The following is a 16,221-nucleotide window of genomic DNA, read 5'->3' as shown; positions in this document are numbered from 1 at the left end:
ATTAAGTAACAGGCATAACCTTAGAAACTTCAATCAATTCACCATTATCAAATTTATAAACTTTATCTGCGTACTCAATATCTTCTATATAATGTGATATTACTATTATTGTTTTATCTTTTTTTATATTTTTTATTAAATCAACTATTTTTCTTCTTCGCTCTTCATCCAATGAACTCATAACCTCATCAAATACTATAACCTTTGAGTTTCGAACAAATGCACGCAATATCCCTAAACGTTTTTTTTGACCTCCTGAGAAATTATTTCCTTTACTTAAAAGTTGATGTTCATATTTTTCAGGCAAAATATCAATAGTTTTTTTAATATCTAAAATTTCAGCCATATTATCGATTATATCTAATGAAACATTTTCATTTCCTAATACAATATTTTCAAATATTGTAGTTTTTAAAAAATCTAGTTCTTGTGGAATATAAGAAATCAATCTTCTGACACAACTTGTACTTAAACCTTCACAAGGTTGTTTATCTAAAATAATTTCTCCTGAATCAGGTTTCAATTCCTTCATAAGCAATTTCATTAATGTTGATTTTCCACAACCACTCTTTCCTGAAATAAGAGTAACTTCACCAGGCTTAAATGTAGCATTTACGTTTTTTAAAATATCAAACTTACTTTCAGGATATTTGAATGATAAATTTTTTAATGTTATTTTACCTTTACATTCAAGTGGATCAATATTAAAGCCTTCTTCTTCTTCTATATCTAAGTTAAAAATTTCATTAATTCTAGTGATAGAAATTTTAAGTGCTTTAATATTATTGTTGAATTGAGAATATAAACGCATAGGTGAAAATAATCGACTTTGATAATTAGTCAAAGCTATAATAGTACCAACAGTAGTAATTCCCTTTAAAACTTTATAACCTCCAAATCCCCATAAAGCACACCAGGCAATTGTTATTAAAACCATAGACAATTGCTTATTAAAAGACCACAAATAGTTTAAAGATAGTGTTTTATCGTAATTATTATTATATTGTTTATGGCTTAATTTTTTAATCCAATTTTGGGCATTATTGTACTGAACCATTCTCAATCCATTAATTGCATCACCTATAAAACCTATCATATCAGTTTCAGCTTCTCTATGCTCCTTAGAACTTTTCTCTATTTTCTTACTCATTATATAATAGATGTAAAAATACATACCTATTATTACTAAGCTAACACAAGTTAATTGCCATTCCATAGTAAACATTATAATAATCGTTCCTATTAAACTTAGTGTTTGAAAAAATACATCTATCAATGAAAAAATACCTGATTGTTGTATTTTATTAACATCATTCTCAAGCCTAACAATAATTTCACCGACTGTCATTTTCTCAAATACATAAGCTTTCACTTTTAAACAATGCTCAAAAAGCGATAAACGAATATCTTTTACAATTCTCGACTCTACTGTTGCATATATCATGCTTTTTGCAAATGAAGCAATTGATTGAATTACTAATATTACAATTAATACTGTGATGCATGTTTTGAATCTTTGAAAATCTTTATTAGCAAGAACATCATCTAGTAAAATTTTTGTAATATAAGGCATGACCAAACTTACACTCATCTCAAAACAAAAAAATAAAATTGCTAGACTTAACAATTTCCAATATTTTAAAATGAATGTTTTATAAAATTGAATATATTCTTTCAAAAAAACAGCCTCCTTTACTCTAAACGATATTTTCTTTCTTTAAGTTCGTATAATACAAATATGCATCTTCTAAATTTGGCTGTACTATATTAATTCTTTCATTTTTAGATTCTTCTTTTATCATAACGCGTACTAAAACACCATTTTTTACTTGTTTTAGAGAAATAATATGATGATCTTTTTCGATTAATCCTATCTTAGTTCTATCTTCTATGCAAATTTCTCCTATTTTTCCATTAACCCCTTGTAACCATGTATCTGGATTTCCAACAAAATCTACTTTGCCTTTGTTTAACAAAACCATTTGATCACAAGAAGCAGATATATCCTCTACAATATGTGTTGACAAAATTACAATTTTATCTTCGCTTAAATTCACTAACATAGTCCTAAAGCGAACTCTTTCTTCTGGATCAAGTCCTGCCGTTGGTTCATCTACTATTAATACTTTTGGATCTTTTACTAGACTAAGAGCAATTCCTAGTCTTCTTTTCATTCCTCCAGAGTATCCTCCTAAACGTTCTTTGCAAGCATCTTTTAGATTTACCCTTTCTAGCATTTCATCAATTTTTATGTTACGTGACTTTTTACTTTTTATTCCATTTAATCTTGCAATATAGTCTAACATTTGAACTGCATTAAGTTCATTGTAAAGATTAAATTCTTGTGGTAAAAAACCTATTATTTCTTTAACTTTAATAGGATTTTTTGAAACATCAATATCATTAATGAATACCTTACCTTTATTAGGTTCTACTAAAGTAGTCATTATCTTCATCAAAGTTGTTTTCCCTGCTCCATTATGTCCTAATAGTCCAAACATTCCATTATGTATATTAAAGCTAACATTTTTCAAGACATTCTTTTTTCCATAAGTTTTGCTTACATTTTTAATTTCAATATAATTCACTTAAACTACCTCCATTAATATATTTTTCGTAAAGGTATCTCATATTTAAAACCACCTGAATTCATTTTAATTGTTAATTCATCAAATTTTTCATTTACTGTCTTATCTTCATTTGTATATTTTAAGAATATTTCTCGTAAATTATCTGTGTTTAAATTATTTTCACTATTGCCAACATCTTCAAAAATCTGTGCTATTACATCTTTTGAATAGTTTTGTTCAATATAATATAATATGTAAGAAGATATATATGCACTTGAATCTTGTTGTTTTATCTTTTCTATAAAATATTTATGATAGGATGGATTTAAGTAGTCTGGATAATATTTAGCTAAATATTCTTCTGAATGAATATCATAAAGATCTTTTATTGCTACTTTGTATTTCATATATTCAAGCCAGCCTTCTAAAATAGGTGATTCAACTTTATTTAATCCACATTCATTCAAAATAATTGTAGTTAATTTAGAATAATTATCCCCAAATCCAAATTTTGGCGGATTCAATTCTTTTAAATATCTATATTCTAATAAAAGAGTATCTTCATTTACTGTTTGTGTTCCTTCTTTTGCATAAACACAGGTATACTTTAATTTACTTTCATTTAAATATGGTTTATATTTTTCCTGAATAAATTCCCATTGTTTTAATGTGTCTATTGCAGTTTCTTTTGGTATTTCACGTGAATAGTATAATTTATAATTATTTGATTCAATTACTGTTAATTGATTTTGATTAAAAACAGCATAGGTTCTTTTGTTTTCATCACTAATCCAAGGTAAACTTATTACTAATACAGCTATTAAACCAATGGGAATACTTATTAATATATCTTTATATGGTTTTTCTTTTTTTCCAATATAAAAAATATTTAAAATATAAAGTATACAACTTATTAAACTCATAACGCTTAAACTTTCCCAGATAGTTTTATAGTATATTTCTGTGTTCATCGATATAGAAATAAGCCACATTTTTTCTGCTAACTTGGATCCACCTACTAGACATAACCCCCAATAAAGAATTACACTTGCATAACCTGCCATTGACTTTTTAAATAAGTTTGCCATAGTCAATCCGATAGTTGACAAAAATAAACTGTTTATAGAAGTTATAATCCATTTAGACCATCCAATTTCTAATCCTATATATATAGCTATAGCAAATAAAATAAAAATAGTTATTTGTGAAAACATAATCCCCCATTTAATTCGCTTTTTCATTTGCTTAAATATAGGTGTTGAAGATGTAAATAAAATACCTTCTCTATCATTCTCATAAACTTCTGATATGGCATGACATATGAAAAAAGCTGGTAATAATTGTAATGAATATTTAGTGAAACTCCAAGTTGTATAATCGTTTGTTATATAACTATAGAATGCAGATAATACAAATATAGACAGTATAGGAATCATATGAGGAGTTAACATTTTAAATTGATTACCAAAAATATTTGAAATCCAACAACTCAATTTAGCACTTGCTAAACTTATTATATTTTTACTATTTTTATTAACTTTTTCTAATACATATTCTCTTAAGTACAACATCAAAGCTAATGCTGCTACTCCTAAGGTAAAAAGTCTATTCATTATTAAAATTGAATAAACATCTTTATCAATAGACCAATAGATTTGATTGAAAAATTTATTTTTCATAATATAATCAAAAGTAAAAGGTACCTTCTCAGACATTAATGTAATAAAAAATGATGTGATAAATATTATTATCACACTATTAGTTTTCATATATAAATAACTAAGAACTGCTATATATAGCAACAAAATAGGTACAACTACTACTAAAGTCCATTTTATAAATAAAACCCAATCATATGGATAGCTTTTAAAATATAAAGGCATTAGTATGTATGCAATTAATGCGCAACAAATCCAAAAAAATGCTAATAAAACTATAGTTAGATATTTTCCCATTGCATAACTGATTTTAGATATTGGTTGAGTAAAAAGTAAATTTTCAAGACCCTCACTTTTATTTTCTTTTAACATAGCAGCAACTGCTATTGGTAAAAATATTATACTAATCATTCTCATGTTATTAACAAAATCTGATACAGCAAAATTGTCAGCCCATAATTGATTGTCTAGAATTGGATTACTTATAACAATTCCCATCATTATAATAAATCCCATCAAAAAAAATAATCTGTTTTTTATAAATCTTTTAATTTCAAACTTTATAACTTCACACATGATTTTGCCTCTCTTATTTTTAATATAATATTATTTAGCTGTTCTTTAAAAGATATATTTTTTTTATGCTCCCATAAAAAATAATTAACTATAATACTTCTAAATTTACACGTGCTTGGTTTAATGGAGCCACTTTCTATATCTTTATAAATTTCCCCAGCACAAACACCTAAACAAAAATTTCTTATATCGCACTCTTTACAATATTCTCTATCGTCGATATTAAATACTGAAAATGTATTTCTTTTTTTACCAAATAATTTAACACAATCTTCAAAGCTATTTTCTTTTATATTCGTCAGACTATACTCTGAGCTATTTACAGAATGACAAGGAAACACATCTCCATTTGGATAAATAGCAAACATATTTTTATAGTAACCTGAACATCCTAGCTTAGGTTTAGGTGTATACCCTATTATTGATTTTAAGCATGGAGAATTCACATAATTTTTTTCTATAATATATTCAAATACAGATTCATAAAGATCAAGAACATCTTCTTCTTGAAGAATTAAATCATCATAATCATTCCCATTATTAATTGGTGATACTATTTTCAAATCTATACCTGCATCATATAATACACAGTAATCAATATATTCATAAATATATTCTCTATTGTTTTTTGTAACTACATATGAAAAATTCATATTAATTTTATTCTTTTTTGCTACATCTATATTTTTTATGAACTGATCTCTCATTTCTTTATATTCACCATAAATACTTTCCCAACTAATATCTATACGATCAACTTTCCCTTTTATATCTTTACAAAACTGCTCTGATAATAAAAATCCATTAGTTGATACAATTACTTTGGTTCCTAATTTTTCTTTAATGTATTCTATGATTTTTATTAATTTATCATGAAGTAGAGGCTCCCCTCCTGTTAAAATTATTCTTTTAATATTAAAATCACTTAATTGGTCAATAAATTCTTTAATCTCATCAAAACTAAGATTATTTGATGAATCTATATTAGGATTAGAATTCATAGAACAAAAACTACATTCTAAATTACATTTCTTTGTGAGGAAAAAATAAATAGATATAGGTGAGTCAGCTTCTATATCTGTTTTATTGTCTAAATCAGATATAATATCATATCTTTCAAGATAATCTAATAAATATCTATCTTCCTTATTTAAAGTTTTTAAATCGCTGTTAATTAATCTCTGTAATTTATCAACATTTTTTTGTTTTGTTTTTATCCAGGAAGATTTAACCGGGTTGTATAATAATATGTTGTCTTCTTTTGTAATGCTTTTCACATTTTCATTTAAACTGTATTTCATATTAATTCTCCTTATATACGTAATTAAATTGCAAAGTCGAAAAAGATTACACAAAATAATAATTCTTAAAATTAAATATAGCATGAGAAGGAATAAAACCTCCCCATGCAAATTACTTATATTACTATTAACCTATGCTATGTACTACTCAACTTTTAGTGCTCAGTAGTATAAATAGAAGTGCTCATTCCACAATCATTTTCACAATTCTCTTGACGTGTATTACACTCATAGTAACCCTCAATTTCTACCTCTTTTACATTTTCTTTGATTTGATCTTTCATTTTCTTTTCCCCTTTCATAATTTAATTTTTTTTATGCTAGCATTTATTATAATAAACTGGGCTTTTATCCCAGAGTATTAACTCATCCATAAATTCTTTTTCATAAAATATTTTCTTTTCATTTGTTAATACACTTTCTTCATCAATTTTCTTTGCCAAACCATCTATTAAATAAAATACTCCTTGTTTCCATTCTGTAAATAATTCATTGTACAAATTTTTATCTTGTCTACTATATTCTTTAATATATCTATACTTCTCTGATTTAGACAATCTAGTAACAGCTTTTTCAATTACACTATACAAATACTCTATTTTAGAACACTTGAATTTGTATGGATAATGATCTCCTAGTACAATATCCCATTCTTTATCATAAATTTCAATTTCATTAATAAAATCTGTATAGGCTTTTGTATTTGGATAAATTGCTAATTTAGATGTTAATTTATCCAATTTAAATGAGCAATTATGCATATAAAAATCCAGATTTTCTCTAAATGTTTTTATATCAATTAAAGGCTCAAACATAATAAATCCTACACTAAACTTTATATCTAAATCTTTAAGAATTTTGATAGCTCTAATATTTTCACTAACAGTTACACCTTTTCTATAAAATTTTAATAAGCTATTTGACCCAAACTCTATACCTAAAAATACTCTATCTAGTCCAGCAAGTTTTAATTTCTTAAACAGCTCCTTATCTATACTTGTAGTTCTAGAAAATATCATAAATTTAATATCTAAATTTCTTTTTATAAGCTCATTTGCGAAATCAACAACCCTTTGTCTTTGTTTTGGTGGGCCAATAAATTCTTCATCAGCAAAATCAATATACTTAATGTCAAAGTGTTTTTTCAAATATTCAATATCATGAATAACTTTATTAACACTTTGATAGCGCCATTTTTCACCATCCAAAGAAGTATAATAAGAATTTACTGCACAAAAGCTACAATTACCAAAACATCCTCTACTCGCTAATACTTGTGCATAACCATTATTTTCAAGGACAAGTTGTGTTGTATCTCTATCTGGTAGAGGGCATTCCTCTAACTCTTCACATGTCATTAATGGTCTAGGTTGATTTTCTATTATTTTATTTCCATCTCTATAAATGAGGCCCTTTATGGAGCTGAAATCTTCCTGTTTTTCTATACACTCAATAAGTTCAAATAAAGTTTTTTCGCCTTCACCTATTATTATGGAATTTATTCTATTATTTCGTTTTAATAAATCTTCTTTTATCTCATTAGTATAATGACCTCCAACTGTTATATGGATATATTCCATTTTATCTTTTGAAAGTTTATCTATAATATTACATATATTATCTGAATATATGCTAGACATAGCTGTAAAACCTAATAACTTAAAGTGTGTATTTTCTAATCGGTTAACTATATCATCAACTTTTAAATCTTCAATATACATGTCAATAATCTTAACTTTTAACCCCTTGCCTCTTAAAAAAGATGCTAGATATCCAAATCCTAAATATTCAACTACATTATCTACATTATTTCCAAACCTCATTAATGGATTTACTAAAATAATATCAAATTCATTCATATTACAGACCTTCCTACAACATTATAAAATCCTTGTTGTTTTTTTTCATTTTTATCTACATAGTTTATTAGATTGAATATTCGTTCATCTTTTTTTTCATAAAGTTCTAAAATAACGTCTTCTATTATTTTATATATAAATTTTTCATGTTCACATAGTATGTTTGATGATTCTGTTAATTTATTTGTACAACATACATTTAAAAAACCACATTTGCGTCCATGACAGAAATAAGCTATGTTACATTCATTGCATTTTTCATTTATTCCTGCATATTTTTTATAAATATTTACGACTTCTTCTCTACTTTTTAGATTACTATAATCTCCAAGCATAAAATCATCTCTACCTACAACATAAGTACACGGGTAAGCTTTTCCATTTATATCATATACATAATGTGACCTTAAACCGGCTTTACAAAACTTGCCCCCTCTACAAAGATAATCATAAAATCTACCTTGAAAGCAAACTAAATCTACCTTATGATAATTATTCAAATACCATTCTTTCAATAAAATATAATTATTATATAGAATATTTAGCTCTTCATCTGTCCATTCTGCAGTAAAATCACAAACAGGCGCAATTATATCAAAACCATTGTTTGCAAAAAACTTAACATTATAGGCAAATTTATGTACTAAAGCTGGTGTTATAGTCATTCTTATTGAAATATGGGCGCCTTTATTTTTAAGCATTAAAGCAGCTCTAAAGCTCTTCTCAAAAGAACCTTTTCCTGACTTAGTTTTTCTATATGTATCATGACTTTCTTTATCACCATCAAGGCTTATTCCTATATTAAAATTATTAGTAATAAGAAAATCTGCTATTTCATCAGTTAATGCTAAACCATTTGTAGTCATACTAAATTTTTTCTTTCCTTGCCACATTTTTAATTTTTCGTTAATATAATTCACACTAAATACAATAATCTCATAATTAAGTAATGGCTCTCCACCAATAAAGACAACATTAAATTTCTCATCAGAACTATCATGTAAATCTTTTATTTTTGCATCTACTATCTTTTTTGCAGTTTCTTTATTCATATTATTTTGTAGGTAACGACTTTCTTGATAACAATAAGTACATTTCAAATTACATTTATTTGTTATACATAGAGTCAACTCCATAAAATATCACTTCCAATACAATCATTGATTAATGGGCTTTTTCAAGCTTATAAACATGATACATCGTTTAATTCAATTTGTGAACACCCTTTTGTAAAATTATGGATTTCATTTATATAAAACCCATTTTCATATCTTCAACATATATTTTTTGATGATTTTCATTTGATTTAAGAAAAATTTACACCACTTTACAAAAAAATCCTCTACGTTAAAGTATTGACGTAGAGGATTTTTTTTGTAAAGTGGTATTTTAATTTAATATACTATCTAATTTATTTTTGTTATAACCTATAATAATTTCTTTATCTATAAAAAAAGCTGGTACTCCACATATATTCTGTTCGATTAATTCATTTGCTGTTGTTATATTCTTATATGTATTTTTAACTTCAAAGTTAACACCTTTATCTAAGAGGTATTGTATGGCATTATTACAATGCATACAATTACTATTTATATATACAGTTATATTTTTCACTTGTATCGCATCCTTTTTTATATTTTAAGATCCAAGATAGATTAACCCATTTCCTTCTTCATTTTTACTGGATCCAATAGTTTTTGTATGCTCACAAACCAACTTAAAAATTTCTGAATGTTTAAGATTTTTGTTACATTTTTTTTCATACTTTTCGATTAATAACGCTGCTGCTCCTGCTACATGTGGTGCTGCCATTGAAGTCCCTGAAAGAGACATATAATTACCTTTTGGAAAAGTTGAAATTATATTTACTCCTGGTGCAACTATATCTAATTCGCTATTTGTGTTAGAAAAGAATGCTATTTTTTTATTCATATCAATAGCTCCAATTTGTAGTACTTCTGGATAAATTGCCGGATATTGAAGTTCATCTGTTTGACCTTTTCCATCTCCCATATTTCCGGATGAACAAATTAATAATATATTATTTTTCACTGCTTTTTTTATAACTTGATAAAAGTCTTTTACATCTCTGTTAAGTCCTAACGACATTGATATAACTCTAACTTTTTCTTTGTTTGGTCCTGTCCAATTTATAGCATATTCAATAGCTTCAACTATATCTTTATAGTTTCCACGACCTGAATTTGATAACGCCTTTAAAATTAGTAACTTTGCGTTGGGTGCCACTCCTATAATTCCTAATCTATTATCACTTGCTGCTATTGTTCCCGCAACATGTGTTCCATGTCCATTTTCATCATAAAAATTATTAACATCTTTATTATAATCACCTGTGAAATTATAACCTCCTATTATATTATTTTTTAGATTAGGATGATTATAATCACAACCTGTATCTAGTACTGCTATTGTAATTCCATCTCCTCTAAATCCCTGTTTCCAAAGTGTAGGGGCTTTAATGAGTTCTACTCCACCAGGGATATTTTTCGTGATATTGAAATTATTATGTTTTCTAAAAGAAAGCAACTTAACATCATACAATCATTTTACCCCTCCTTTTTTACAAAGTATTTATTCTTATTTCATCTATTACCTTAGACAACTGATTGAAAATATAGTCAATTTGACTATCTGTAATTTCTTCACTTAATGTTATTCTTATAGATTCAGTTGCTAGTGTTTCAGATAATCCAAGTGCCAGTAATACATGAGATGGCTTTTTAGATTTACAACTACATGCAGACCCACTTGAAACACAAATTCCTAACACATCTAAAATCAGTGTCAACATAGTACCATTTACATCTCTAAGGGAAAAATTTATATTATTAGAAAGTCTTTGTGTAGGATGACCATTTAATTTAGCACATCCTATATTTTTATGAATTTTATTTATCAATTTATCTCTAAGTATTCTAATTTTTTTATTTCTACTTTCAATATCTTTAGTTATTAAACTTATTGCTTTTCCAATTCCTACACAATTGGCCACACTTTCAGTTCCAGGTCTCATTCCATTTTCTTGAGATCCTCCATGAATTAAATTTTCTATATTGATTCCATTTTTTATATACAAAATTCCAGTTCCTTTAGGTGCATAAATTTTATGTCCTGATAAAGATAATAGATCTATATTGTATTTTTTAACATAAATAGGTACTTTTCCTAGTGCTTGAACTGCATCTGTATGAAAATATATATTATTTTTATTACATATTTCACCTATTTCCTCTATAGGTTGTATTGTCCCTATTTCATTATTAGCAAACATAACAGATATAAGAATTGTTTTATCAGTAATAGCATCTTGTAGTTGATCCAAAGATATCAATCCATACTCATCTACTGGTAGATATGTAATTTCAAACCCTTGCTTTTCTAAAAATTCACAAGTTTTAAGTACAGAAGGATGTTCAATTTTAGTAGTAATTATATGAGTACCTCTTGTTTTATTAGCAAGTGCTATTCCTTTTAATGCCCAGTTGTTAGATTCTGTTGCTCCAGAAGTAAAGTAAATTTCACTTTTTTCACAATTTAATGCTTCAGCTATCTTGATACGTGAATCTTCAATAGCCATTTTTGATTTTTTACCTAAAGTGTAAATACTAGAAGCATTTCCATAGTTATAAGTCAGATAAGGCATCATTTCATTTAATATTTCTTTCTTTAAATGCGTAGTAGCTCCTGTATCTAAATATATAGACTTCATACTCTACATCTCCTTATAATAATAGTTATCCTTTATTAAAAAACTGCAAATTCGAAAATATATTTTTTCCGAATTTACAGTTTTCAAATTTTATGTCAAATTAAGATCTACATGGAACATTTTCGAACCATGCTAACATAGCCGTAACTACAGCTTTAGCTTTCAGTGACTGAACATCACCATTTTTTATAAGTCTTCTTATCTCCGTTGTTAGAGCTTTATCACAGTCACAATTGAAATACCCTTCTTTTCCATAACACTTATCATGAACCATACACGCTTCATCAACTTTATCTATAGGAGTTCCACCACCATGTCCCGGACCACACCAGTTACCATATACCGGTAATCCACTGTTAACTTCTACCTCGTCACTTAATATTTCTTTTTCTTTTACTGTTTGTTCTAAATTTTTTTCCATTTTTAATTTTCTCCTTTTTAATTTATTTGCAGGATTTAACGTTCTGGCCAGTTCATTTTATCTTACACTTAATAAAGACGCTTTTATTTTAAAAATGTAAACCTTTTTATGCATAATTTAATTATTTTTTTGTTCCCTTTCTTCTTGACTAAGATTTCTTTTCTCTTATGCTTTTAGAATATAAAAAAAGCTACTGTAATATAAATTTATATTACAGTAGCTTTACTTCATGTAAATACAATTACATGTCTATTTGTTAATTTTCAAAGAGGACACTATATACGCTTGAAACAAAACCTATCAATTTATAGATTGATATTTTCATTCATTATTCAGACTTTAATTAAACTAGTTTAATTATGTGCTAAATTATTTTAATACAAGTCATTATAGCTTAAATCCATATTTATATTAATCTAAGAACTTAGATTTATAATAATTGTACTCATACCAACGATCATAAGATTCTCTTAGATATTCTTTTTCTTCTTTTATTTCTTGTTTAAGGATTTTTTCATCTAATTTATATTGATTGTCTTTTATAACATCTATAGCATCATATGAAAGACTTCGTATATATTCTTTGTCTAATTTACCTGTTTTATTGTACCTTTGTATGTTCATGTTTACTATCATCTTATCTATATTTATACAGTTAACTATCATATAAATAGTCATTATAGATATTAACGAGAATTTAAAAATATCAAATTCTTTCTTCCATATATTTATTAATCCATATACTAAAATTATAGATAATACGAATAAAAATATATGAACATAAACTCTAAGTCTTGTAAATCCAAGTGCTTGCTCGTATATCGTTAATTTATAATTTGCTGAGAATAACATGTTTCCTGTAAACACCAAAATCATAGTATAAAATATTTTTAAAATTTTATTTATTTTATCAGATGTTATTTTTACATTTTTCATACTGAATATAAGTATTGAAAAATTTATTAAAGCAACTGTTAAAAGTTCAAAAAAACCTTGTCTTGCATATCTCGAATAAGAAAATCCGCTAGGAAGAACATGCTTATTTCCTCCGTATAGATATGATGATTGTATTATTGAGAACAACAAATATATACAACATAGTAAAAATAATATTGTCAAAATAGTTACAGGATTTAACCATTTATAATACTCTTTAATTTTATCTTCTTCACATTCATATTTAAGACTCCACATGTATCCAAAAAAATACATAGAAAAAAATATTACCATTGCTATATCCCAAACTATATCTGCCAAATTGATTTTTGCAACTACAAACTCATATAAATCTTTTATATTTCTTATATAATAGTCAAACATCATATCCGCCGATGCCAAAAGAGTTATTATGATCACTAAAAGTGGTATTGATATTACAACTCCAATCAGTATGTTTTTTATATTATCGTGATTAGTTCTTGTTTTATTAAAATTTACAGCTTGCTTTGAAAAGTAAAATATCTTTTTCATGTTATTGAATGGAAAGTTTAATAATCTTTTTCTAATCTGTGTTATAACCTTTAAACTCATATAATCTATATTTGGATATCTTATTGTTATAATATAAGCGCTTATAGCTATAGGTATTAAGAAGAAATTGAATAATTTGATTAAATTATTATTATATATGCAAAAGTTCAAACACATTATAAATATAAACAGCAGAATAAAATTACTAAATTTACTTTTTAAATTAATATTATCTTTAACTGAGTATACACAAGCTAAAGTGAATAAAGATACAAATATCATCTCAGATATTCCTATACTGTCTCCATTATAAAAATATCTAAATAGAATTCCTAGTAAAATAGATGCTATTATAATTTTTAATTTATCTTTGAATTTAATCTCTGAATCTATTTCATCTTGTATGTTAATATTGGTATCTATAACACTTTTATCATTTTTCATATCTATTCCCCCTTTGATTTAAAGCCTTATAATAATACCATATTAAATATATTTTTCCAATATTAACCTTTAACTTTATGCAAAAACACTTTTATATGAAAGTAACTTATTTCATCTGGCAGGTTTTCTTTTATAGTCTTTAAAGCGTTATACCCAACCTTATTTACAACCTCTTCTATTTGTTTTTCGTATTCATCAGGAAGTAATTTATCTAAATCTACTTCCATACCTTCTATTGCACATCTAAATAGATGTTCTTTCACAGTCCCCTCTGTTATATCTCTATTTTTAGCTATTTCTTCTATATTATCGTTTTCATTGTACATATTTAGTGTTATTACATGACTTTTTATTTTTTCTTTTTTACTTTCTTTTTCCTGCTTTATTTCTTTATTCTCTATATTTTTACTTTTTCTATATTCATCTATTTTTTTCATAAATATATCACCGTACTTTTCAAGCTTTGATTGTCCAACTCCTTTTATAGTCAAGAACTCATCTTCACCTTCAGGCATATACGTACTCATCTCTTTAAGTGATGCATCTGAAAATACTATATACGGAGGTATGTTCTCTTTTGTAGATATTTCCTTTCTAAGATCTCTTAAAATATCAAATAGCTCGTTTCCAGTGTTGGCTATTTTCTTTACCTTCTTATTTATTTTCATAAATACCTGTTCCTTACCTTTTAACACATCTATAGATCTTTCGTTCATTTTAACAACAGGATATTGACCTTGTGACAGTACAAGATAATCATCTGCTATTAACTTATTTATTATCTCTTGTATTTCCTTTACTGTATATTCCTTAATTATTGCATAAGTGCTCAATTTATCTAATCCAAATTTTAATACTTTTTGATTTTTAGATCCTCTTAAAACTTCAGCTATAAGTATAGATCCATACTTTTCCTTCATTCTATAAACACAAGAAATTATCTTTTGAGCAAGTACAGTTATATCTTCTTTTTCTTCATTATCATTACATACACTACAGTTATTGCATTTATCTACTACATTTTCTTCCCCGAAATACTCTAGTATAGATTTTCTTAGACAGTTTGATGTATGACAGTAATCTATCATATCCTGTAGCCTTTTATACTCGTATTCTTTTCTATCTATATTATATATAGTTTCTTCTATAAAAAATTTCTGTGTTTGAATATCTCTTGGATTGAATAACAGTATACACTCACTTTTCTCTCCGTCACGTCCTGCACGTCCAGCCTCTTGATAATAACTTTCCATATTTTTAGGCATATTATTATGTATTACATATCTAACATTTGATTTATCTATTCCCATACCAAATGCATTAGTTGCTACAATAACATTTATATTATCGTACGAAAAATCCTCCTGCATCTTAGATCTTTGTTCATCTGTAAGACCAGCATGATATATCCCCGCTTTATGACCTTTATCAAGCAATAATTCATATATAGAATCCGCTTCTTTTCTTGTAGATGTATATACTATTCCTGTTTGTTCTTTGTTATTCTCTACAAAATCTGATATAAATTTTTTGGTATTTTCTCCTCTTACAACAGAAAAGGTAAGATTTTCTCTATCAAATCCGCTTATATACTCATTTGGTTCTCTAAGTTTCAACAAGCTTTTTATATCATTTTTAACTTCATTTGTAGCTGTTGCAGTAAAAGCACACACTATAGGTCTTTTATTTAAGTTGTCTATAGTTTGGCTAATCCTAGTATAACTAGGCCTAAAATCATGTCCCCATTGTGATACACAGTGAGCCTCGTCTATTGCTATTAAAGATACTTTTGCCTCATTTAAAAAATTTAGAAACTCATTTGAATTAAGTCTCTCTGGTGCAACATATACAAGTTTATATTCTTCATCTTTTGCATCAAATAATCGTTCTGTTATCTCAAAATTTGTTAATGTACTATTTATATATGTTGATTTTATTCCTATCTCATTAAGTGTATCCACTTGATCTTTCATAAGAGATATTAGTGGAGATATGACTACTGTTATTCCTTGAAGTGCCATTGCAGGAACCTGATAGCAAAGAGATTTACCAGCACCCGTAGGCATTATAGCTATAGTATCATTTCTTTCAAGTATACTGTTTATAACTTCTTCTTGTCCTTTTCTAAATCTATCATATCCAAAATATTTTTTTAATATATTCTTTTGTATATCAATCATATATCTACT

13 protein-coding genes are annotated in these 16,221 nt (G+C 26.5%); all 13 read right to left on the bottom strand.

Features of this window, described 5'->3' with window-relative positions; all coding sequences use genetic code 11:
- Position 1 precedes the first annotated feature (1 nt).
- The 13 genes from Tmeso_RS03815 to recQ all read right to left on the bottom strand — a co-directional run bounded on the left by Tmeso_RS03815 (position 2) and on the right by recQ (position 16,212).
- Positions 2 to 1,678: an ABC transporter ATP-binding protein gene (locus Tmeso_RS03815; protein WP_099188432.1), complete on the bottom strand. Its 1,677-nt coding sequence runs from the start codon at positions 1,676 to 1,678 to the stop codon at positions 2 to 4.
- Positions 1,679 to 1,697: 19 nt separating this feature from the next.
- On the bottom strand, positions 1,698 to 2,588 hold the full coding sequence (locus tag Tmeso_RS03810) for an ABC transporter ATP-binding protein (RefSeq protein ID WP_242967862.1): 891 nt from the start codon (positions 2,586 to 2,588) through the stop codon (positions 1,698 to 1,700).
- A 14-nt stretch (positions 2,589 to 2,602) separates the two neighbouring features.
- Positions 2,603 to 4,804 carry an ABC transporter permease gene (locus Tmeso_RS03805; RefSeq protein WP_099188430.1) on the bottom strand — a complete coding sequence of 734 codons (2,202 nt, stop codon included), beginning with the start codon at positions 4,802 to 4,804 and terminating at the stop codon, positions 2,603 to 2,605.
- Positions 4,789 to 6,105, bottom strand: a complete 1,317-nt coding sequence (locus tag Tmeso_RS03800; protein WP_187296212.1) for a radical SAM/SPASM domain-containing protein — start codon at positions 6,103 to 6,105, stop codon at positions 4,789 to 4,791. Before Tmeso_RS03800 ends, Tmeso_RS03805 begins: the two co-directional genes overlap by 16 nt.
- A gap of 155 nt (positions 6,106 to 6,260) precedes the next feature.
- Positions 6,261 to 6,389, bottom strand: a complete 129-nt coding sequence (locus tag Tmeso_RS16910; RefSeq protein ID WP_278281318.1) for a hypothetical protein — start codon at positions 6,387 to 6,389, stop codon at positions 6,261 to 6,263.
- 36 nt (positions 6,390 to 6,425) lie between these two features.
- Positions 6,426 to 7,964 (bottom strand): B12-binding domain-containing radical SAM protein, encoded by a 1,539-nt coding sequence (locus Tmeso_RS03795; protein ID WP_099188426.1) that lies wholly within the window; start codon positions 7,962 to 7,964, stop codon positions 6,426 to 6,428.
- On the bottom strand, positions 7,961 to 9,100 hold the full coding sequence (locus tag Tmeso_RS03790; RefSeq protein ID WP_099188424.1) for a radical SAM/SPASM domain-containing protein: 1,140 nt from the start codon (positions 9,098 to 9,100) through the stop codon (positions 7,961 to 7,963). Before Tmeso_RS03790 ends, Tmeso_RS03795 begins: the two co-directional genes overlap by 4 nt.
- 253 nt (positions 9,101 to 9,353) lie before the next feature.
- Positions 9,354 to 9,581 (bottom strand): glutaredoxin family protein, encoded by a 228-nt coding sequence (locus Tmeso_RS03785; protein ID WP_099188422.1) that lies wholly within the window; start codon positions 9,579 to 9,581, stop codon positions 9,354 to 9,356.
- A 24-nt stretch (positions 9,582 to 9,605) separates the two neighbouring features.
- The gene (locus Tmeso_RS03780) at positions 9,606 to 10,529 is read right to left on the bottom strand and encodes a S8 family peptidase (protein ID WP_099188420.1); all 924 of its coding nucleotides are present in this window, start codon (positions 10,527 to 10,529) and stop codon (positions 9,606 to 9,608) included.
- A 19-nt stretch (positions 10,530 to 10,548) separates the two neighbouring features.
- Positions 10,549 to 11,697 carry a cysteine desulfurase family protein gene (locus tag Tmeso_RS03775; RefSeq protein WP_099188418.1) on the bottom strand — a complete coding sequence of 383 codons (1,149 nt, stop codon included), beginning with the start codon at positions 11,695 to 11,697 and terminating at the stop codon, positions 10,549 to 10,551.
- A 100-nt stretch (positions 11,698 to 11,797) separates the two neighbouring features.
- A complete protein-coding gene (locus tag Tmeso_RS03770) occupies positions 11,798 to 12,118 on the bottom strand; it encodes a phospholipase A2 family protein (protein WP_099188416.1) in 321 nt (106 codons plus the stop codon).
- Between the two features lie 411 nt (positions 12,119 to 12,529).
- Positions 12,530 to 14,032, bottom strand: a complete 1,503-nt coding sequence (locus Tmeso_RS03765; RefSeq protein WP_099188414.1) for a DUF4153 domain-containing protein — start codon at positions 14,030 to 14,032, stop codon at positions 12,530 to 12,532.
- 62 nt (positions 14,033 to 14,094) lie between these two features.
- Positions 14,095 to 16,212, bottom strand: a complete 2,118-nt coding sequence (recQ, locus tag Tmeso_RS03760; RefSeq protein ID WP_099188412.1) for a DNA helicase RecQ — start codon at positions 16,210 to 16,212, stop codon at positions 14,095 to 14,097.
- Positions 16,213 to 16,221 lie beyond the last annotated feature (9 nt).

It is taken from the genome of Tepidibacter mesophilus (assembly GCF_002724055.1).
Classification (GTDB): Bacteria; Bacillota; Clostridia; order Peptostreptococcales; family Peptostreptococcaceae; genus Tepidibacter_A; species Tepidibacter_A mesophilus.
Note: the sequence above shows the minus strand (reverse complement) of the source record. Positions and strands in the feature narration are given on the sequence as shown.

What these genes read in the sequence shown, in the direction of transcription:
- Tmeso_RS16910 (WP_278281318.1), bottom strand. Translation starts at nt 6,389, where the DNA reads ATGAAAGATCAAATCAAAGAAAATGTAAAAGAGGTAGAAATTGAGGGT.
- Tmeso_RS03805 (WP_099188430.1), bottom strand. Translation starts at nt 4,804, where the DNA reads ATGTGTGAAGTTATAAAGTTTGAAATTAAAAGATTTATAAAAAACAGA.
- Tmeso_RS03800 (WP_187296212.1), bottom strand. Translation starts at nt 6,105, where the DNA reads ATGAAATACAGTTTAAATGAAAATGTGAAAAGCATTACAAAAGAAGAC.
- Tmeso_RS03775 (WP_099188418.1), bottom strand. Translation starts at nt 11,697, where the DNA reads ATGAAGTCTATATATTTAGATACAGGAGCTACTACGCATTTAAAGAAA.
- Tmeso_RS03770 (WP_099188416.1), bottom strand. Translation starts at nt 12,118, where the DNA reads ATGGAAAAAAATTTAGAACAAACAGTAAAAGAAAAAGAAATATTAAGT.
- Tmeso_RS03790 (WP_099188424.1), bottom strand. Translation starts at nt 9,100, where the DNA reads ATGGAGTTGACTCTATGTATAACAAATAAATGTAATTTGAAATGTACT.
- Tmeso_RS03765 (WP_099188414.1), bottom strand. Translation starts at nt 14,032, where the DNA reads ATGAAAAATGATAAAAGTGTTATAGATACCAATATTAACATACAAGAT.
- recQ (WP_099188412.1), bottom strand. Translation starts at nt 16,212, where the DNA reads ATGATTGATATACAAAAGAATATATTAAAAAAATATTTTGGATATGAT.
- Tmeso_RS03795 (WP_099188426.1), bottom strand. Translation starts at nt 7,964, where the DNA reads ATGAATGAATTTGATATTATTTTAGTAAATCCATTAATGAGGTTTGGA.